Origin of the sequence: Brevundimonas sp. R86498 (assembly GCF_044598075.1) — a bacterium.
GTDB lineage: Bacteria > Pseudomonadota > Alphaproteobacteria > Caulobacterales > Caulobacteraceae > Brevundimonas.
Genome location: NZ_CP139004.1, coordinates 2,475,271 through 2,495,332, shown reverse-complemented (window position 1 = coordinate 2,495,332; position 20,062 = coordinate 2,475,271). Strand labels below are relative to the sequence as shown.

General features: G+C 64.5%; 16 protein-coding genes and 1 pseudogene. 2 read left to right on the top strand and 15 right to left on the bottom strand.

Annotated features, from left to right (window positions below):
• Positions 1 to 86 precede the first annotated feature (86 nt).
• Entirely contained in the window at positions 87 to 4,058 is a 3,972-nt protein-coding gene (locus tag SJY26_RS12290; RefSeq protein WP_396593308.1) for a hypothetical protein, read from the top strand.
• A gap of 154 nt (positions 4,059 to 4,212) precedes the next feature.
• Here the strand turns inward: SJY26_RS12290 and SJY26_RS12285 are convergent, their stop codons facing one another.
• From SJY26_RS12285 to SJY26_RS12260, 6 genes are all read right to left on the bottom strand, one after another.
• The gene (locus SJY26_RS12285; RefSeq protein WP_396593307.1) at positions 4,213 to 4,776 is read right to left on the bottom strand and encodes a recombinase family protein; all 564 of its coding nucleotides are present in this window, start codon (positions 4,774 to 4,776) and stop codon (positions 4,213 to 4,215) included.
• Between the two features lie 209 nt (positions 4,777 to 4,985).
• Positions 4,986 to 5,312: a hypothetical protein gene (locus SJY26_RS12280; protein ID WP_396593306.1), complete on the bottom strand. Its 327-nt coding sequence runs from the start codon at positions 5,310 to 5,312 to the stop codon at positions 4,986 to 4,988.
• Positions 5,313 to 5,414: 102 nt separating this feature from the next.
• The gene (locus tag SJY26_RS12275) at positions 5,415 to 5,915 is read right to left on the bottom strand and encodes a nucleotidyltransferase family protein (RefSeq protein WP_396593305.1); all 501 of its coding nucleotides are present in this window, start codon (positions 5,913 to 5,915) and stop codon (positions 5,415 to 5,417) included.
• 302 nt (positions 5,916 to 6,217) lie between these two features.
• Positions 6,218 to 7,240 carry a TniQ family protein gene (locus SJY26_RS12270; protein ID WP_396593304.1) on the bottom strand — a complete coding sequence of 341 codons (1,023 nt, stop codon included), beginning with the start codon at positions 7,238 to 7,240 and terminating at the stop codon, positions 6,218 to 6,220.
• Positions 7,237 to 8,109 carry a hypothetical protein gene (locus tag SJY26_RS12265; protein WP_396593303.1) on the bottom strand — a complete coding sequence of 291 codons (873 nt, stop codon included), beginning with the start codon at positions 8,107 to 8,109 and terminating at the stop codon, positions 7,237 to 7,239. The genes SJY26_RS12270 and SJY26_RS12265 overlap by 4 nt, the downstream gene beginning before the upstream one ends.
• On the bottom strand, positions 8,106 to 9,776 hold the full coding sequence (locus tag SJY26_RS12260) for a Mu transposase C-terminal domain-containing protein (protein WP_396593302.1): 1,671 nt from the start codon (positions 9,774 to 9,776) through the stop codon (positions 8,106 to 8,108). The genes SJY26_RS12265 and SJY26_RS12260 overlap by 4 nt, the downstream gene beginning before the upstream one ends.
• A 725-nt stretch (positions 9,777 to 10,501) precedes the next feature.
• Here SJY26_RS12260 and SJY26_RS12255 point away from each other — a divergent pair.
• Complete coding sequence (locus tag SJY26_RS12255; RefSeq protein ID WP_013269402.1) at positions 10,502 to 10,684, top strand: DUF3606 domain-containing protein; 183 nt, start codon at positions 10,502 to 10,504, stop codon at positions 10,682 to 10,684.
• 123 nt (positions 10,685 to 10,807) lie between these two features.
• Here SJY26_RS12255 and lpdA read toward each other — a convergent pair.
• From lpdA to SJY26_RS12210, 9 genes and pseudogenes are all read right to left on the bottom strand, one after another.
• Positions 10,808 to 12,212, bottom strand: a pseudogene (gene lpdA / locus SJY26_RS12250) (dihydrolipoyl dehydrogenase).
• Between the two features lie 92 nt (positions 12,213 to 12,304).
• Positions 12,305 to 13,198: a DUF3667 domain-containing protein gene (locus SJY26_RS12245; RefSeq protein WP_396593301.1), complete on the bottom strand. Its 894-nt coding sequence runs from the start codon at positions 13,196 to 13,198 to the stop codon at positions 12,305 to 12,307.
• Positions 13,199 to 13,242: 44 nt separating this feature from the next.
• Positions 13,243 to 13,722 (bottom strand): glutathione peroxidase, encoded by a 480-nt coding sequence (locus SJY26_RS12240; protein WP_396593300.1) that lies wholly within the window; start codon positions 13,720 to 13,722, stop codon positions 13,243 to 13,245.
• Positions 13,723 to 13,730: 8 nt separating this feature from the next.
• Complete coding sequence (locus SJY26_RS12235) at positions 13,731 to 15,038, bottom strand: pyruvate dehydrogenase complex dihydrolipoamide acetyltransferase (protein WP_396593299.1); 1,308 nt, start codon at positions 15,036 to 15,038, stop codon at positions 13,731 to 13,733.
• Positions 15,035 to 16,420, bottom strand: coding sequence for a pyruvate dehydrogenase complex E1 component subunit beta (locus SJY26_RS12230; RefSeq protein ID WP_396593298.1), 1,386 nt, complete (start codon positions 16,418 to 16,420; stop codon positions 15,035 to 15,037). Before SJY26_RS12230 ends, SJY26_RS12235 begins: the two co-directional genes overlap by 4 nt.
• Positions 16,417 to 17,451: a pyruvate dehydrogenase (acetyl-transferring) E1 component subunit alpha gene (gene pdhA, locus SJY26_RS12225; RefSeq protein WP_396593297.1), complete on the bottom strand. Its 1,035-nt coding sequence runs from the start codon at positions 17,449 to 17,451 to the stop codon at positions 16,417 to 16,419. The genes SJY26_RS12230 and pdhA overlap by 4 nt, the downstream gene beginning before the upstream one ends.
• 126 nt (positions 17,452 to 17,577) lie before the next feature.
• The gene (locus tag SJY26_RS12220; RefSeq protein ID WP_396593296.1) at positions 17,578 to 17,907 is read right to left on the bottom strand and encodes a septum formation initiator family protein; all 330 of its coding nucleotides are present in this window, start codon (positions 17,905 to 17,907) and stop codon (positions 17,578 to 17,580) included.
• Positions 17,908 to 17,989: 82 nt separating this feature from the next.
• Positions 17,990 to 19,267: a phosphopyruvate hydratase gene (gene eno, locus SJY26_RS12215; protein ID WP_396593295.1), complete on the bottom strand. Its 1,278-nt coding sequence runs from the start codon at positions 19,265 to 19,267 to the stop codon at positions 17,990 to 17,992.
• Positions 19,268 to 19,351: 84 nt separating this feature from the next.
• Positions 19,352 to 19,978 (bottom strand): hypothetical protein, encoded by a 627-nt coding sequence (locus SJY26_RS12210; protein WP_396593294.1) that lies wholly within the window; start codon positions 19,976 to 19,978, stop codon positions 19,352 to 19,354.
• Positions 19,979 to 20,062: the final 84 nt, after the last annotated feature.

The following is a 20,062-nucleotide window of genomic DNA, read 5'->3' as shown; positions in this document are numbered from 1 at the left end:
CCCGGCAGAGCGCAGGCGCGACACGCACGTTGCGGCTGATCGCCGGTCCCCATACATGTCCCGGATCGGGACAAAGGGGCCGGATGATGGACGACAAGACGACGAGCGCGCCGGCGGGGCTGGCAGGGTACGACTACCAGGTCGATCTCTCGATCTACCTTGCGCTCGACCTTATGCTCGTGCGGAAGCGGCTCGACGCGATCACACTCGAACCCGCCAACCATGAGGACCTCGCCGCTGACCTGAAGGACGAAACCCAGGTCTCGGCCGCGACGCGCATCACGATCGGGGGCTATCCGCTGATCGTCCAGGCCAAGCTCCGCCATGGCGAGCCATGGTCGGACACCGACCTCGAAACCCTTCTGACCAAGGGCAAGAAGCGAAAGTCGCCCAACACTCTCCTGACCGAAGAGACGTCGCTCCGGTATCTCCTGGTCACAAGCGCCGCCACCAAGGGTGTCGCCCGTGGTCTGCGGATGGGTTCGGTCGGCGGAGCCTGGCCCGCGAAGCTGCCGCCGGACATCGGGTCGCGGCTTCCGGGCTTGGACGGGCGCGTCGCCGTTCTCGACGGCCTCGATGAGGCGAAACTCGACGGTCACATTCGCGACCTGCTTCAAACGACCTGCAAGGTGCCGCTGCCGCACATCCCCGGCGGAATCAGGGAACTGCGGGTGATCGCGCTCGAACATATGCGCAATGGCCCCAGCGTCTGGACGCGCGAGGCGCTGGAGAAGACCATCACCGCCTTTGGCGGCTATCTGGCGACGGCGCCCGAAGTCGGCATGTTCGTCAAGCCGACGAACTGGAACGAGCTGCAGAACAAGCTGGCGACGCAGTACGGCGTGATCATCAGCGGCAGCTCGGGGACGGGCAAAACCATGGCCGCCGAAGTCCTGCTCGACGAACTACGCAGCGCGCCGGACGGCGCGTTCAAGGTGATCCGCGTGACGGACGGACCCGAACAGGTCTGGAAATCGAAGGAGCCAGGCCGCGTCGTCTTCATGATCGAGGATCCGTGGGGCAAGTACCGGTATCATCCCGAGCAGGGGGTCTGGAACCGCGACCTCGATCGCATGCTGAACGGGGCGCACGCCGACCGTCAGTTCATCGTCACCACCCGGTCCGATGTTCTCAAGGAGAGCGGTGAGCGACTGGCCGGCCGATGGTTCGTCCCGCTGGAGACGCGACACTACGGACAGCGCGAACGTTTCCGACTGTTCGACAACCAGATCCGGCTTCTGCCCGAGAACCTGAAGGCGACGGTCGACGCGCATCGCGACCTGGTCCTCAAGCGGCTCGAAAGCCCGTACGAGATCCAGAAATTCTTCGACGGTCTCGCGGACGACCGGCTGCCCGAAGAAACCGTGCCGAACTTCATTCACCGCTGCCTCGGTCGTGCGCACATCGACGCGATAGAGAATACGATCGTTGATCAGGTCGAGGACCGCCACGACACCCTTCCGGCGATCGCCGTCTGGGGCCTTCTCAAGGCGCTGCCGCGCCTTTCGTGGGAAGTGGTCCCCCGGCTCGCGGACGCGATCGGCGCGAGCGACCTGGAACTCGAGGACAAGATCGTCCCGCTGATCCGGTTCATGGCCGCGGGGCGTAATCTGCGTCAGCCGAACGATGTGCTCAGCTACTACCACCCGCGGGTCGAGGCGGGGCTCGAGCGGATTATCAAGGATCACGGCGGCCGCGCGGCCCGCCTTCTCGGCGTCATGGTCGATGTGCTGATCGCCCTCGATAGCGAAGACGACGCCGACTGGGGCCGGGAGGCGGCGGCGCGCCTTGTCCAGGGTGCCAAAAATGATCGCGTCCGGGTGAGGGTCAGCCAGATCGCCCAGGCAGCGCTCGACGCCTTCGTCAGGGGTCGGCTGCTTACGCCCTCCGACACGCTCGAAGCCGACCTCAAGCTGGCGGCCGACGTCGGTTCGCCCACTGACACGACTGCGCTGTTCGCGCGCTGGTTCGGCGCACGTGGAAAAACGTTCGGTCTGCTCCAGAACTGGCGCGAAACGCTCGTCAGCGCAGCCGATGCGGCTCGCATGGCGGCTGATCCCGATGTCAACCTCGTCGCGGGCCGCGTCGTTCGCGAGACGCTGGCGCGGACGAATGACCATTTCCCGGACGACTTCGCTGACCGCATCGCGGTCGTGGCCGGCGCCCAGACCGATGCCTTCCGCGACGCCGCGTTGCGGATGGTCGGCTTCGGTTACGACTTCAACGCCACCGTCGTCGGCAAGGGTGCCCTTGTCGACTTCGCCGGCTTCGAGGCCGTGATCGATGCTTCGATCGACGTGAGCATCCGCCTGCGCGACGACGACCACGGATCAATCTGGCTCGAAATCCGCAATGGCGAACACAGCGAGGGCTACGCCGAGCACCTCGCCGACATGCACCATGACGACGGCGACACAGCCGACAGCTTCATCCGGCTCTATGTTGCGGAGCTGCGCCGGCGGTCGGGCTGGATCGCCATCGTCGCGCGCGCCCAGTCTACAGAGTTGATCTGGGGCTGGATCCAGGTGCTCGCCGGCGACGGCGTCGTCCCGCAGCCGGGCGAAATGGTGGGCCTCGCCGACGCCGTGCGCGGGCACCGCCACGACGCGCGTTTCTGGGACATGGCGCGCAACAAATGGTCGGCCGATCTCGGCTCACGACTGGACGACTATCTGAAGACGCCCAGCCTCGCCGAGGATACGCGCCATGCTGTCCTGAAGACGATGATCGTGCACGAACCCGCGAAGGGACGGGCCTGGATTCGGGCGATGGCGACCGCCGGGGATCTGCAGGGCGTCCTGCGGGCGATGACTGATCTGCGCGCACTGGCGAACGGCTACGACCTGAAGTCCGAGGTCTCGGCCTTCGCGGCGGACGCGTCGGATCAAGCCGGACTCTATGCGCCATTGGCGCGGGCGGTGCTCGACGACGCCTCCTACCCCCTGTCGCCGACCGAGATCGATCAGCTTGAAGCTCTCGACGCCGCCGCCAACCCTGACCTGCAGCTGGCGCGAACCCGCCTCCTTGCGGCGGCGGGGCGCCCGGTCCGACCCGATGTCGAAAGCCTGCTCGCGACGGCGGGCGATGAAGGCGAGGACATTCAGCGCGCCACAGCCGCTCTGGCGATCGGGATCACGCAAGGCCTGACGGACATCGTCGAAGGCGCGCTGCAACACCGGTTCGCAGATGTCCGACGCGACGCGCTGCGCGCGATCGCGAACGGCCTCGCCGCGCCGCTTCCCGCTCATATCCTGGCGATGGCGCACGACAAGGGAAGCGGGGTGCGCAAGGCGCTCGTCGAGATCCTGGAAGCCCAGCCCGACGGCGCCCATCAACCGACCCTTATCGGCCTGATCGCCGACGATTGGACACGCGCCGAAATCTACTACGGGGAGGAGGCGAGCTACCCGATCGCCAACGCCGCGGCCAAGTTGCTCAGCGACCAGGGCCCGCTCTTCGCCGACGCGATCGACACCCTGCTGACGCGGGCAGCCGTCACCAATGATTCCGACCTGCGCGACGCCCTGCTGCTGGCGGTCGCCAAGCAGGGCGACGTTGCGGGCCGCGATCGGCTGGCGGACCTGGCGCTCGAGATGGGGCGCCCGGGTTTGCATGCGGCCGCCGCCGAGGCCCTTTTTCTCGTCAGGGATCGGTCGCCCGCCCGGGCCGCTCGCTTCGAACCCCACCTCCTGGGCGGGCGCGCGGCGTCGGTCGTCACGTCCATGGCGTTGGCGGTCGGCGCGACGGGCGACAAGGCCGCCGTCCTAGCGCTCGCCCGCACGCTCTACATGAATCCGGATCGTTCCGCCCTTGTCGTCCCGCTGCTGTTCGGCGCGATTTTCGGCGAGGCGGGTCTGAGTGACGGGATCGCGGCGATCCTGCCCGATGACATCCGCGACGGCCTCGCTCTCGCCTTCAACGGCGACGCCTTGGCACCGAGGACGCTTCTCGACGCGCTGGGTGATTTCAGGATCCGCGGTGCGGTCATCGACCGGTTGCGCACGTTCTTCGAGCCCAAGCCCAAGGATCCCCTGCCCGTGTTCGAGAAGGCGTCGTAGCGCACCAGGCGGCGGTCGAGCAGATCTCCCGTCGGGGAGGCCGGAAGTATCCACCGAGCTGTAAACTGTCATTTCCCGGGTCGACCAGGCGACGCTGATTCTTCTCACGCCAGAGCGGACACTCCGAACCGCCGCTTTGGGTCAAATGCGGCACCTAAACCGTTCGAGCTTCCGCTCGCATTCGGCTGATTGTCGCTTCGCTCACGTTGTACAGACGCGCCAGTTGGGCCGCGGTCCTACGCCCTGCCTCAAGGTTCTCGAGAATATCTGCCCGCTGGCCCGGGGTGAGCTTCCGCCGGCGTCCCCCTACCCTCCCCTCCGCACGAGCGGCGGCCAGACCGGCCGAGGTTCGCTCTCGGATCATCGCACGTTCGAACTCCGCGAAGGCGCCGACCATCTGCATCATCATCCGCCCGGCCGACGTTGTCGTATCGATCGCCTCTGTCAGTGAGCGGAAGCCCGCCCCGGTCGCCTCGATCTTCTCCAGGATGTGGATCAGGTCCTTGAGAGATCGCGACAGCCGATCGAGCTTCCAGGTCACCACGACGTCGCCCGGTCTGAGATGGTCGATCATCCGGAGCAGTTGGGGACGATCCCACCTGCCCCCGCTCGCGGCCTCCTCGAACATCCGCTCGCATCCGGCGTCCCTAAGAGCTCGAAGCTGAGCCGAAGTTGACTGATCGTCACCCTTGGACACCCGAGCATATCCGATCAGCATCGGCGGCCTTTCAAAAACGGTCGTTTATGCAAGAGCGCTCGAAACCTCGCACCCAATAGAACCCAGCCTTGCGATAAGGTCTTGCAAAACTCAATTCTATGGCAACTAGTTTTTGCAACCCCGACGCCCTCGTTGAGGTCAGCATTCTGGTGGGTGCGGATGCTGGTAAAATCGATCATTGAACACTGTCGTGAGCTTCGACGGTCCCGTTAGATTTGTTTCGGAGTCCCGGGCGGTAATTTCGACGAACCGACAATTCGTCCCTTAAGGCTCAAGATCACATTAGGCCTGTCGGGAAATTCAACCACGAACCTCAACTTGCCGCCAATCGCTTTGACGTTCTTTTCGAGCGTGGCGATCATCAGCCACAGGCGCTTGTCTTTCTCCAAGGCGGAGTCGTTTGCCTCTTGATCGCTGACGAGCGCTCTTCGTGACTTGGCTACGGCTAAACGCACTTGGCGTCGCGTGTAGGCTTCAAGGAGCTGCGCATCGCGGGCAACGCTAGCCTTTCTGACCTCTTCGGACAGGACGTTCAAGACATCTTCTAAAGGTAATGATCTATACGTCACTACATCTTCCCTTTCTTCACGACCTTGGCGTTCCAACAAAAATTGCGCACTTAATATTCCACGTAGCTATTATTTGTGACCGTGCGTATCACCAGTAAATTCAGACGAGAACGAGCGATCTTTCGACTGAAAGACAATTTTCAGGTCGCGATCAATCTGCTGTTTCATCTTGTCTGACATGCATTCGAGCTCGACGACATCAACCTTGGTCTCGAGCGCGTCTCCAAAAGCCGACGCGACCCAGCTCAAATCCCAGCCGCCGAATGGAGCCCCATCCGATACCTGAATCGCGATGTCGACATCCGAGTCAGGGCCGTCTTCTTGGCGCGCGACCGATCCGAACACGTAGACTGCGGACACACCCCGGGCCTCCAGTTCTCCTTGCAGCGCCCTCGCTGCTTCCTGAACCTTTGCAAGCCGCTTCCCCGGCGGGTCCAGACTGTCGTCGTCCGGATCAGCGCCGACTTCGATCAGGGCGGGCCTGATGGCAACGACAAGAGCAGTTGCATTCTCAATGGTTGAGCGCTTGCTGTGCCCATTGGCGGAGATGCTGGTCCAACGCCCCGTCAACTCCCGTCCGAACTCTCTCTGGCAGGTCTGAGAGGTGGCACAGCTCTGAAAGCCGATACGTCAGGACGTCATAGTAATCGAGGCTCGCCATGAGATCCATTTGGTTGGTCGACGTGATCTGGCGTTCGATCAGCTGGACCAGACGCCGCGCCCGCGAAAGCGATGGGCTCATGCTGGTGGAATCTTTCACGGCGCGTCCCATCTGTGTTCCCACGATCCATCCGAAGTCGAACGGTTCTTTCTGATCCGTGAAGCCGTCACTTGCTCAGCCCTCTCCAGTTCCCAGCGATCGCTGCACTCTCCTACGCAAAGTTGGCGAGCGAACCGATCACGACAGCTGCCCCCATGCGGCTCCTGAGGTCAGCAGGCCATGTGCTTGCCCGCCGCGCCAATTGATCAGCCGCTACCCCGTTCAGCCGCGTGAGGAGCAGGAACAATTCATCCGCGGCGGCACCGGTCAAACTTCGCTGAAGGTTGGTGCCGGGTCGGCGCGCGAGCTGTCTCAACCACGCCGGCGGCTCCTGATCGAGGGGCGGTGGCCGGGTCAATCCAGACAGGTATCGCAGAAGCGTCAGACGGGTCGTCGCTGGAACGCCCCAAAGCGCCGCAAACGGGAGGCGAGTCGACCCGACGTGGTCCCCACTAGCCGACAGGCCGAGCAGGTCACGCAACAGTGGTGCCCCTTGAGCTTGCGGTCCGGTCCGGGTCATCAGGGCATCTGTGAGATCGAAGACGGCATGGGCCATGGGCGCCCAGTCGGCTCGCCCCGGGGACAGCAGCCGCCGGCCATAGGCGAGATCGTCGTCAGTCGCTGCCTCAGCTTCCAACAGATGGTCGGCGAACGGTTCGAAGCTTGTGTGTCCGCTCGCTAACGTTACTTCGTGATCCCTTGGCCACGGCCGCAGGTAGACAGCATGTTCGAGGCAGAGCAACGCCAAGGGCTGACACCATAGCGCCAACAGCCGGAGCATCCTTTGGGGGCCGCCGGTCGACAGGCAGGCCGGGCAATAGGTCCACCAATCCTCTGCGCTTAGCTTCGGCGGCGTTTCCGGCATCAACCCGATCTCCCGCAGGCCGTCCACCACGTCGTGGGGCGCGGGCCAAGTCCTGCACGGCGCACCGACAGCGATATGATGGAGGATGGCTTCGCCGTAACCAGCGTCGAACTGCGAAGCCGTGAAGCCTTGTAGCTGGAGAATCTCGGCTGCTGCGAGGTCGTGGGCATGGGCGACGCGACAGATCCAGGCGGACGGCGCTTCACCTGGAAAGGGTTCAGGCGCAGCCGGGTAGCGACCCTTGCGGTCGGGCAGATCAGGCCCGTTCATGAGCCCAAGCCTTTCACTTGTCTGCGGCCGGCGATGCCCGGGAAGGGTGGCTCTGCGCACCGCAAAGTGTCTGCGGTGATGTGCTCCGCGCCGGACGCGATGGCGTGGGCTGCCGCCGCCTTGAGGATCCCGAACACGCCGCCAGGGAGCCCGTGTGTGCGGCCGAACAGCACCGTCATCAGCTCGGGAGTCACGGGACTGGGTTGGCGCAGGGGATAACGCCGCAACGTCGCTTCGACCACCTCGACGACCCACAACGCCTGAGGCCAGGCCTTGAACTCGAACACCCGCGTGCGGGCCGCCAAGTCGCGATCACCAGCGAGCACACGGACGTCCGGCGTGGACGACGTTAGTCCGAGATGAAAGTCCCCGCGGACGCTCAGGACGTGGAGATAGCGGACCAGTTGTTTGATCTGCTTATCAGGAAGTTGATCGATCTTGCGCACGAGCAGCAATCGCGTGCCTGCGTCGCGGATGGCGCGCAGCGCCTGCTGCTCGCCCTCGATGCTGCTTCGAGGCCGCCTGCCTGCTGCCTCCAGCACGACGCTGATGAGATGAGTGACCCGCGCCTCCGAGAAGGTCAGCAATCCCTCGACAATCACAGCACGTCGTTTCCGGCCGGAGCCCATTGCGCCCCGTCGCTCGATCTCCCGAAGCACAGAGCCGACGCCGCACAACGGCGGTGCGGAGAGTAGCAGATGAGGTGGCCCGAAGGACGCGGCATCGTTGATCCGCTTCTCGCATTCGGCAATGTAGGCGATGGCGTCGGGCCATGGCACGAAGCCGGAATCCTGCAGGAATGCCAGGCGGGTTCCCCTGCCCTCCAGAGCGATGTTGGCAACGTCCCGGTCCAGGTGGGAGAGATTCACTGGCCGCCCTCCATCAGACGTGTCCAGGAGGTCACGTTGTTTGGCCTCTGACCGGCCGACCCCTCGACGGCGGTTGTCGTCGACGCCCTCTCACGTCCGAAGCGTTCACCTTTGCTGAGCCTCAGGGCGTCCGCCTGGGCGGCTCGGCGGCGGACGATCTCGGTGATGATCATCCAACCGCGCGCTGGGCCAAGTTCGAGAATGCGGCGACGTCGCTGCTCGGCTTCGACCTCCCACAGGGAGATACGGGGACAGTCCGGATATCGGCTGAATACCGGAGTCCACATCCCCTCAAGGTTCTGGACGAACACGCGGGACAGATCATGCGGATCGTACCGCAGCTCGACCTTCTCCATCATGTGGCGACGAAGCTCCTGCAGGACCGGGCCGCAGTATTCCAAGGTGAACAACTGGATGCCCTGGCGTTGGATGGTGACCCGGCGGCACGGAAGAAAGCTCAGGTAGAACTGCTCAAGATTGGCCGGCCAGCGCGGAGCGATCTTTTGGTCGCGGCACATCGCCTCCCAGGCATGGCGGGGCGAACAGCCCAATCCGCCATGCCGTCGTTCGTGATAGTCGAGGATCTGTTCGACCAACCACCTTTCGAACTCCTCGATCGTCAGCGTCGCCTTGCCGGCGCTGTCGTACCTCTCCCGTTGGCGGATGTTGGAGAATGTGGTTCCAGGCAAGAAATGACACCGCGCCATCATGGTCCCTATGAGGCGTTCGATGTGAGCCCCGTCCCGTGGCTTGCCGATATCGCGCAGTTGCCGCTCGATATCGGAGTTGTCACACGCACGGCGGTAGGCGACGGACTTGGCGAATTCGGCCGCGTTGTCAGAGTGGAGGGCAACGGGCAGTCCGCAGATAGGCCAGTCGCCCGTTAGCCCAAGCCGCTCTAGCAGCGGGCCCTTTGCCTGTACCGCGCAAAGGAGCGCCATTGCGACGCTGCGGGCCCCGGGGCGGTCCCATGAGATGAAATAGCCAGCGACCATTCGGCTGGCGACGTCGATAATGAGCGTCAAGTAGGGCCGGCTTAGGACCTCACCATCAATGGCGCTGACGAGGAGGACGTCGACAGGGGTGTGGTCGATTTGCCATCGCTCCATTGGCGCGCGAACATCATAGCTGCCGGGTCGCAAGGTCAGGTCTTCCGCTTTGAGCAGTTCCCCTCGCCTTACCGCCACCATGTGCTGGTCAAGGCGGTCGATGCGGGCTTGAACCGCCTTGCGGCTCACCGGCTTCAACCCCTTCCCGTCGCAGACCTTCTGGATCCGCCGCACCATTTCGGCCAGCGAGATCTTCTGCTTGGTCAGGTAATCTCGGTGCAGGACGGATTGGATCGCGGCCTCGCGCGCGTTCGACAGGCAAGCGATACCGCGAGAAGGACCGGGCTGCCGGGGAAAGAGGTGAACGACCTCACCCTCGAACTTGTTGAGCAACCGATAGACCGTGGACCGGTCCAGGTTGAGTTTGAATGCGGCCTGCTGGGTCGCCAAACTCCGCGCCCGGCTGCGCGGTTCCAGCCGTTGGATGGCTCTGAATAGCCCGGCGGCTTGGCGCATCAGGGCCCAGTCCTCTTCAGAGTAGATGAGCATGCGGTCGAACACTGGCCCGCCTTCAATCGCATCGCTCATGGAATCGAGTGAGATCTTGGAACTGGTCATCGAGCCCTCCCTGGGGCCGCCAAGCCGCTAGCCAGCGCGCAGCCGTCAACGGCCGGTGTCGCTGCACCGCTTGACTCAATTGCAAATCGGGGGGAGGTTTGGGCGTCGAGCAAGACACCAAAACCATTGAGAGCCCCGTCGCGCCAACGGCGGGGTTTTTCTTTGCTATCCGCTTGGCATGGCAACCTCGCTGCGTCAGGATTGACGTTCGGGATCAGTATTCAATTAGCAAATGCCTTTCGCAAGACTCTAAAGTCGAGCGTGTCGGTTCGCTATATGTTTGAAAACTCCAGAAGTGCAGACGATATACTATCGTATATGAACGTAATTCAGTATCTGCGGCCTTGTTGCGGTTCAAATATCATCAAAGATGGATAGGCCGCCTTTACAATAATTAGAACCATACAACAGGGAATTCTGCTTCTAGCCCTGCAAATTGCTGGATTATAGACCGGCTGCCGCAGTATTAGATGCGGCCCGCACCCAGAATGGCCAGATGAGCTCTGAGCCGCTGCGTTGCAGTCTCGGTGCTATCGAAGCCGCGCGATCACACCTTAGCGTCGTTATCCAACTAGCAATGGCCTTCTGCGGTCTTTGCGACGGGAGCTGGTCGCGCCATCAAGGGGCGCAAGGTCGCGTTAGCCGTTGACGAAGGACCAGCCGTATGGCTTCGAAGCGATGAAATTCAGAGCGTTCAAGTCGCGCTAATCAGGAAAATCGACACTATGGCCGGTCTCAAGGACAAGCGCGGCTTCATCGACAAGGACCGGTTGGACCTGTCCGAACGTCAGGCCGTGGAATACTGGATGAAGCGCTGGGGCGTCACTCGCGACCAGATCACCGCGGCTCATCGCAAGGCCGGCCGCATGGTCAAGGACATTGCCGCCGAGCTCGGCAAGAAGCGCTGACGCCGCCACGAAAGCCGTCGTCAAACCGACCAGGATTCTCGACCAACTTCACCAGGGCCCGATCGAACATCGCCAGGATGACCAAACGGCTGCGTAGCCTGGTCTGCGGTGAACAGCCCGCCGCTAGAGGTGGATCGTCCGGCCGTAGGCGTCCAGGGCCGCTTCGTGCATCGCCTCGGACATGGTCGGGTGCGGATAGACGATGCCGTGGATGTCTTCCTCGGTCGCTTCCATGGTGATGGCGGTGACATAGCCCTGGATCATCTCGGTGACCTCGGCCCCGATCATATGGGCTCCGATCAGGGCCCCGGTCTTCGCATCGAAGATCGTCTTCACGAAGCCCTCTGTGTCACCCGAGGCGATGGCCTTGCCGTTCACCCTGAACGGGAACCGCCCGACCTTGACCTCGCGCTTGGCGTCGCGGGCTCCCTGCTCCGTGATCCCCACCGAGGCGACCTGGGGCTGGGCATAGGTGCAGCCGGCGATCGGCGAGACGACATGCGGTGACTTGAAGCCGGCGATGACCTCGGCGGCGTGGATGCCCTCATGGCTGGCCTTGTGCGCGAGCCACGGTGCGCCGGCGCAGTCGCCGATGGCGTACAGCCCCTTCACATTGGTCTGGCAGTGGCCGTCGATGGTGATGTGGCCCCGGTCCATCTTCACGCCCAGGGCTTCCAGACCGATCCCGTCAGTGTTGGCGGTGATCCCGACGGCCGAGATGCAGACCTCGGCTTCGAGAACTTCGGCCTTGCCGCCCGCCTCGATCGCGACCTGGACCCCCTTCCCGCCCTTCGACACCTTCGTGACCTTGCAGCCGGTCCGGAACGTCATGCCGCGCTTTTCGAAGGCCTTCCGGGCCGCGCCCGAGACCTCCTCGTCCTCGACCGGCATGATCCGGTCCAGCGCCTCCACGACGGTAACTTCTGCGCCCAGAGCCCTGTAAAAACTCCCGAATTCGATTCCGATGGCGCCCGACCCGATGACCACGATCGACTTCGGCATGGATTTCGGTGCCATCGCCTCGCGATAGGCCCAGATCCGGTCGCCGTCTGCTTCCAGTCCGATCTGGGGGATGGCGCGGGCCCGGGCGCCGACGGCCAGGATCACCGATTTTGACTTCGAGCGTGCGTGATCCGCCGGCTTTCAGGGCGATCACCACTTTCGGGGCGACGGTCCCCTTCTCCAGCTTCGCCGTGCCCTCGATGACCTCGATCTTGTTCTTCTTCATCAGGAAGCCGACGCCCTGATTCAGCTGTTTGGCCACGCCGCGCGAGCGGGCGATAATGGCGTCGAAATCAAAGCCGATCGACCCGGCCGACAGGCCATAGTCCTTCAGATGGCTGAGGCTCTCGTACTTTTCGCCCGACTTGAGAAGGGCCTTGGTCGGGATACAGCCCCAGTTCAGGCAGATGCCGCCCAGCGCCTCGCGCTCGACGATCGCCGTCTTCAGGCCCAGCTGACTGGCGCGGATGGCGGCCACATAGCCGCCGGGGCCTGAACCAATGACGATGAGATCGAAGTCGGCCAAGTCAGCCTCCCTTTTGCTTGAGTGGGGGTTCTAGCGGTGGATGTCCGGGTTCGAAAGCGACGGACGTGCGGCGTAACCCGCTGTGAAGAGGTTCAGTCCAGCAGATAGCTCCAGCCCCCGGTCTTGATCGGCTCCCAAAGGAAAAAGACGATCAGCAGGGGGACCCAGATGAGCAGGACATAGACAAAGCTGTGCAGGCCGCCGCGGAGGATCGCGGTCGACCATCGCGTGCCATAGAACGCCTTTAGCCCGCGGGTGAGCCACACCTGATACCCAAGGAAGGCGAGCTGGATTCCGCCGCCGAGAGCGAGGTTCCACAGCCCCCCCGCCATCAGCATCAGAAACATCAGACTGTGTCCCCAGAGCGCGAAGATCAGATGCTCGATCAACAGATGTCGCCGCGCGTACAGCCCCCAGAGCATCAGGGCATAGATGGGCATCAAGACCCAGATCGCCTGGGGCATCCAGTCGCCGAGGGCCTGATTGAGGGCGCTGGGGTCCTCGATGGTTGATCGCATGACCGTCATGACCGCGCGGTCGACATCATCACTGTCCTGCTGCTGGCGCGAGGCTACGTCGAAGGCCGCGACAACCGCCGGATCGGGGCGCTGGTTCAGGGGACGTTCCAGCCAGACCGGCAGGATCTCGAATCCGCCCGCCTGCCACTCCTCGCTGGTGCTCCGAACCCATGGCTCGCCGGTGCGGGTCACCTGCAGCTGCATCATCGAAATGCCGCTGAGGCCAAGGAACAGAAAAAAGATCAGGGAGGCCGTGAGGTAGAGCTTCACAGGGGAGAGGTAGCGGGAGCGGTCCCCGTCGAAATGGGCGCGAGGTATGGCCCCCGGCCTCAGGATCAGGTCCCTGAGCGTGCGCGGCGCGGCGGTCGTGAATGAGAAGACATTGTCCAGCAGGTCGTCGGCCAGATCGCGGAAGCGCCGGCTGGGAGGACGACTGTCATGACCACAGACGTGGCAGAAGCGCCCCACCAGAGCCGCCTCGCACTCCGCACACCCGGCTGGACCGGCCCCGTTCAGAGCAGGGCCTCAATAGGGCCGCTGATGTCCGCCGGCTCGACCTGCGGCGCGAACCGAGCCACCACCCTGCCCTCCCGATCGGTCAGGAATTTGGTGAAGTTCCATTTGATGTCGCGGCTACCCAGAAACCCCCTCTTCTGGCGCGTCAGCCAGTCATAGAGGGGGTGTCGGTTGGGGCCGTTGACCTCGATCTTGTCAAACATCGGGAAGTCGACACTGAACGTCGACGTGCAGAAGGCCGCGATTTCCGCCGCCTTGCCCGGCTCCTGATTGCCGAACTGGTTGCAGGGAAAACCCAGCACCTCGAACGGCCGGTCGGCGTACTGGCGTTGCAGGGCCTCCAGCCCGGCATACTGGCCGGTGAAACCGCATTTCGACGCCGTGTTGACGATCAGCAGGGCCTTGCCGCGAAAGCGATTCAGCGGCACGTCGGTGCCGTCGATCGCCGTCGCGGTGAAGTCATAGACCGTCGTCATGGCGCGCCTCAGGCCAGCATGGCGACGGGGTCTTCGATCAGGGGCTTGAACGCCTGCAGGAAGCGCGCGCCCGTGGCTCCGTCGACCACCCGGTGATCGCAGGTCAGGGTCACGGTCATAACGGTGGCCACGGCCAGCTGGCCGTCCTTGACCACGGGGCGCTGCTCGCCGGCCCCGACGCTCATGATCGCGCCCTGGGGCTCGTTGATGATCGAGCTGAAGGCCTTGATGCCGAACATGCCCAGGTTCGAGACGCTGAAGGTGCCGCCCTGGAACTCCTCGGGCTTCAGCTTCTTGTCCCGGGCGCGTTTGGCCAGATCCTTCGATTCAACAGCGATTTGCGAGAGAGATTTGGTTTCAGCCTTGAAGATGATCGGGGTGATCAGGCCGCCGTCGATGGCCACGGCCATGGCGACATCGGCGTGATGATGCATCGCGATCCCCTCGGGGCTGTAGGACGCATTGGCTTCGGGCACGGCCTTCAGGGCCAGGGCCGAGGCCTTGATCACGAAGTCATTGACCGAGACCTTGATGCCCTTCGGCTCGAGCAGGGCATTGACCCGGGCACGGGCGGCCAGCAGGGCGTCGATCTCGCAATCGATCGTGAGGGGGAAGTGCGGCACATCCCGGAAGCTCTCGGTCAGGCGCCGGGCGATGGCCTTGCGCATCCCGTCCAGCGGAACGAGGTCGTAGCTGCCGTCCGGAATGCCCATCTGGGTCAGGGACTGGACCTTGCGGGGTTCGGCGGTCTGCGCGGTTGCCCCGGCCGCAGCCGTCGGACGGGCTCCGCCCTGACTGGCGGCCTCGATATCGGCACGGACGATACGGCCATGCGGGCCGCTACCCTTCAGCGTCGCCAGATCCAGACCGGCGGCCTTCGCCAGGCGACGGGCAAGTGGAGAGGCAAAGATGCGCGTTCCCTCTGCGGCCGCCGCCGGGGCCGCCTTCGGCAGCACTGCTTCTGCGGATTTCACCCCATCGGGCGTGGCCACGCCCTGCCCGCTTTCGTGACCCGCCGGAGCCGGTGCATCGGCTTTCGCCGGAGTCGCGCTCTTCGGGGCCGGGGCGGCGGTGCCAACCTCCCCCGCCAGACGCGCGATCGGCGTGTTGACCTTCACATTCTCGGAGCCTTCGGCGACGAGGATCTCGGTGACCTCGCCCTCATCGACGGCCTCGACCTCCATGGTCGCCTTGTCGGTCTCGATCTCGGCGATGACGTCGCCAGCCTTGACCGTGTCACCGACCTTGACGTGCCATTTGGCCAGAACGCCCTCTTCCATGGTGGGCGACAGGGCGGGCATCAGGATGTCGGTCATGCCATCACCTTGCGCACCGCCGCGACGACCTTGTCCACGCCCGGGAGAGACAGGACTTCCAGATTGGCGGCGTAGGGAAGCGGCACGTCCTCCTGATGCACCCGCAGCGGCGGGGCATCCAGATAGTCGAAGGCATGCTCGATCACCCGGGCCACGACCTCGGCACCGACGCCCATCGGACCCCAGCCCTCTTCGGCCGAGACCAGACGGCTGGTCTTCTTGACGCTTTCGATGATGGTCTCATGGTCCAGTGGACGCAGGGTGCGCAGATCCACGACCTCACAGGAAATGCCCTCGGCCTCCAGCTGTTCGGCGGCCTGCAGGGCGAAGCCGACCATGCGGCTGTGCGCCGTGATGGTGACATCCGTGCCCTCGCGGCGAACCTTCGCCTTGCCGATCGGCACGATCCAGTCCTCGACCTCGGGCACATCGAACTCGATGCCGTACATCATCTCGTGTTCGAGGAAGACGACCGGGTTCGGATCGCGGATGGCGGCCTTCAGCAGGCCCTTGGCATCGGCGGCATCATAGGGGGCGACCACCTTCAGGCCCGGCACATGGGCGTACCAGCTGCCATAGTCCTGGCTGTGCTGGGCGCCAACGCGGCTGGCGGCACCGTTGGGGCCGCGAAACACGATGGGGGCCCGGATCTGGCCGCCCGACATGTACAGGGTCTTGGCGGCCGAGTTGATGATGTGATCGATCGCCTGCATGGCGAAGTTGAAGGTCATGAACTCGACGATGGGCTTGAGGCCCGCCATCGCCGCGCCAACGCCAAGGCCGGCGAAACCGTGCTCGGTGATCGGGGTGTCGACCACGCGGCGGTCGCCGAACTCCTGCAGCAGTTCGCGGCTGACCTTGTAGGCCCCCTGATACTGGGCGACTTCCTCGCCGATCAGGAAGACGGCCTCGTCGCGGCGCATCTCCTCGGCCATGGCGTCGCGCAGGGCGTCGCGAATGGTCGTCTTGACCATCGTGGCACCGGCCGGGATCTCGGGGTCCTTCAGCGCCGGCTTGGGCGTGGGCGTGCCGGTCTCGGCCGGGGCCTTTTCGGGATCGCCCGACTTCGCCTCGGCGGCGTCCGGCTTGGCCACGGGTGCGGCGACGGACGCGGCCTGGGTGGCCGGAGCCGCCGTCGAGCCTTCCTCGCCGGCCAGACGGGCGATCGGCGTGTTGACCTTGACGTTCTCGGAGCCCTCGGCGACGAGAATCTCGGCCACCTCGCCCTCGTCGACAGCCTCGACCTCCATCGTGGCCTTGTCGGTCTCGATCTCGGCGATCACATCGCCCGCCTTGACCGTGTCACCGGCCTTGACGTGCCACTTGGTCAGGGTGCCCTCTTCCATCGTGGGCGACAGCGCCGGCATCAGGATGTCGGTCACGCAGCGGTCTCCACATAGACGTCAGTATACAGTTCGGACGGGTCCGGTTCAGGGCTTTCCTGAGCGAATTGAACGGCTTCGGCCACGATCTGTTTGATCTCGGCGTCGATCGCCTTGATCTCGTCCTCGGTGGCCTTGGCCTGTTCCAGAAGCATCTTGACGTGGTCGATCGGGTCGCGGGTCTTCTTGACCTCGTCGACCTCGTCCTTGGAGCGGTATTTGGCCGGATCCGACATCGAGTGACCGCGGTAGCGATAGGTCTTCACTTCCAGAATGAAGGGGCCGCCGCCTTCACGGGCGCGCTTCACGGCGCGCTCGACCGCGTCCTTGACGGCCAGCACGTCCATTCCGTCGACCTGTTCGCCCGGGATGCCGAAGCTGGAGCCGCGCATGTAGAGCTCGGTCGTCGACGACGAGCGTTCGATGCTCGTGCCCATCGCGTACTGGTTGTTCTCGATGATGTAGATGGCGGGCAGCTTCCACAGCTGGGCCATGTTGAAGCTCTCGTAGACCTGACCCTGGTTCGAGGCACCGTCGCCGAAATAGATGAAGGCGACCGAATCGTCACCGCGGTACTTGCCAGCGAAGGCCAGGCCGGTGCCGAGCGCCACCTGGGCCCCGACGATGCCGTGACCGCCGTAGAAACCGGTCGGCACGTCGAACATGTGCATCGACCCGCCCTTGCCCTTCGACGACCCACCGGAGCGCCCGGTCAGTTCGGCCATCACCTCATTGGGGTCCATGCCGGCGGCCAGCATGTGGCCGTGGTCGCGATACCCGGTGATGATCTTGTCGTGGCCCTGTCTGACGCTCTCCTGAACGCCCACCGCTACGGCCTCCTGGCCGATGTAGAGGTGGCAGAAGCCGCCGATCAGACCCATGCCGTACAGCTGTCCGGCGCGCTCCTCGAAGCGGCGGATCAGGACCATCTCGCGATAGTACCTGAGCAGGTCCTCCTTCGACGCCGTGGGCGCGTTGGGGATTTTGGCGGACCCCTTGGAATCCGTGGTCTTCTGGGCGGCTCTCGCCATCCGGCATCTCCCGGGTGAGCCCCACGGCGAAACACGCCGCGCGGGGCCTCTTGTCGTTACGGAAAGGGGCTGTAGCAGCCTTCGTTCCTCGAAGGCAAAGCACGCGGCGCTGGCTGTAACAAGAGTTCAGGAGGTCGCCGGGGCCGTGACGGACACAGGCGTTGCGGAGACGCGGATCAGATAGTCACGCGGGTCGCTGAAGCCCAGCACCGCCCGCGCCCGCTCTTCCAGAAGGTCGCGCGACAGCGTGTCCGCCCGCAGATTGCGCACGCGGACCTCGAGGTCCGCGCGCTGCGACACCAGCGACGCCAATTGCTGTTCGCGCGCAACCAACAGTGCGTCGCGCTCGGCCCCGCTCAGCAGGCCCCGCTCTCCCGTCAGCGCCTGGACGCCCAGATAGACGACCAGCAGCAGCAGGAAGGCGGACAGGGCGTAGGGTTTCATCCGTTCAGGCATCACACACGCTCCTTCTGAGCGTCAGGTCACAATCCCTTATGTGTGACCGGAAATGCCTAACAAATCCTAGCTTTGCCTTAACCTATTTCAGCAACATGCCGTCGCCGTAGTAGGACGCCTGGTCGCCCAGCAGTTCCTCGATCCGGAGCAGCTGATTGTATTTGGCCGTGCGGTCCGATCGGGCCAGGGATCCGGTCTTAATCTGCCCGCAGTTGGTGGCGACGGCGAGGTCGGCGATGGTCGAGTCCTCGGTCTCGCCCGACCGGTGGCTCATGACGGCGGTATAGCCGGCGCGATGGGCCATATCGACGGCGTCGAGGGTCTCGGACAGGGTCCCGATCTGGTTGACCTTGATGAGGATGGAGTTCGCCAGCCCTTCACCGATGCCGGCGGCGAGGCGCGCGGGATTGGTGACGAAAAGATCGTCTCCGACAATCTGGATCCGGTCGCCGAGGGCTTCAGTCAGCAGCTTCCAGCCCTCGAAATCGTCCTCCGCACAGCCGTCCTCGATCGAGACGATCGGGAAGCGTTCGCACAGGTCCGCCAGATAGGCGACCATGCCATCCGCACCGAAGGTCTTGCCCTCCCCGGTCATCTGATAGGCCCCGTCCTTGAGGAACTCGGTGGCCGCCACATCGAGGCCGAGGTGGAAGTCCTCGCCTGCGAGATAGCCCGCCGCCTGCCCGGCCTTGGTGATGAAGCTCAGCGCCTCCTCGGCCGAGGCCAGGTTGGGGGCGAAGCCGCCCTCATCGCCGACATTGGTGTTGTGGCCGGCGTCCTTCAGCTGCTTGCGCAGGGCATGAAAGATCTCGGAGCCCATACGCAGGCCTTCGGAGAAGGTCTCGGCCCCCGTCGGCAGAATCATGAACTCCTGGATGTCGATCGGATTGTCCGCATGGGCCCCGCCGTTGATGATGTTCATCATCGGGGTCGGCAGGACCCGGGCCGAGATTCCACCGACGTAGCGGAACAGGGGCAGTCCAACCGAAATGGCGCTTGCCTTGGCCACCGCCAGTGAGACGCCCAGGATGGCGTTGGCCCCCAGCCGGCCCTTGTTCTCGGTGCCGTCGAGGGTGATCATGGCCTCATCGATGCGGCGCTGGTCCTCGGCGTCCATGCCGGACAGGGCGTCGAAGATCTCGCCATTGACGGCGTCGACGGCGTTCTGGACGCCCTTGCCGCCCCACAAGTCCTTGTCCCCGTCGCGCAGCTCGATCGCTTCATGCGCGCCGGTCGACGCGCCCGACGGCACGGCCGCCCGACCGAAGCTGCCGTCGTCCAGAACGACATCGACCTCAACCGTGGGGTGACCCCGGCTGTCGAGGATCTGGCGGGCGACGATGTCGGCGATGTCGGTCATGGGAGCCTTCGCGAATGCAATGGGGAACGGCGCGCCGGGGTTTAGCCCGGCACCGGCGAATCGCCAACCGTCCCCCGCCGCCCCTCAGGAGCAGCCTTCGACCAGCTGGATGGCCGGGCCGCCGACGTGGACCATGTTCACCCTGCCCTCGCCGTTGATCTCATAGCGGATGCCCCGGGCACCGGCCTCCTCGACATAGCTACCGGCCGACGCCGGACCGCCCTTCGTCCAGACAAAGATGTCCTCGGCCGGCGCAGCGACGTATTTGTGGGGCTCAGCCACCGCCGACGACCCGTAGGCCGCCTTGATCGATGTGGCCGGGTCCCCAACACCGAACCCGCGGTCGGTCTTCAGCGTCGACGGCTCCGATACCGAGATGCGCGTCAGCGTCCCGTCCTGGACCATCACCAGCAGGCCGTCAGGCGCGCGGGCGGGGCGCCACTGGTCGCAGGCCTCGGGCTCGGGACCGCCGACGGCACCCGGGTTGCTGTCCTCACCGAGGGCGCTGACGACCTCTGCGCGGCTCATTCCGATACGGAGTGGACCGAAGCCCTCCGCTGTCAGTGTATTGTCGTCGACTGCCGGGGCGGACACGGGCGGTGGCGTCGTGACGGGGCCCTCGGGCGCAGCGGACGGCGGGACCAACTCCGGGCTCCCGCAGGCGGCGAGCAAGAGGGCGACAGCGGCGGTCGCGGCCATGGGACGGATCATGTGGAGGCTCCTCGACGGGTGAGGCCCCATAAACGCACGAAAACGGCGCGCGGGTGAACCGCGCGCCGCAAACTTCATCGTTCC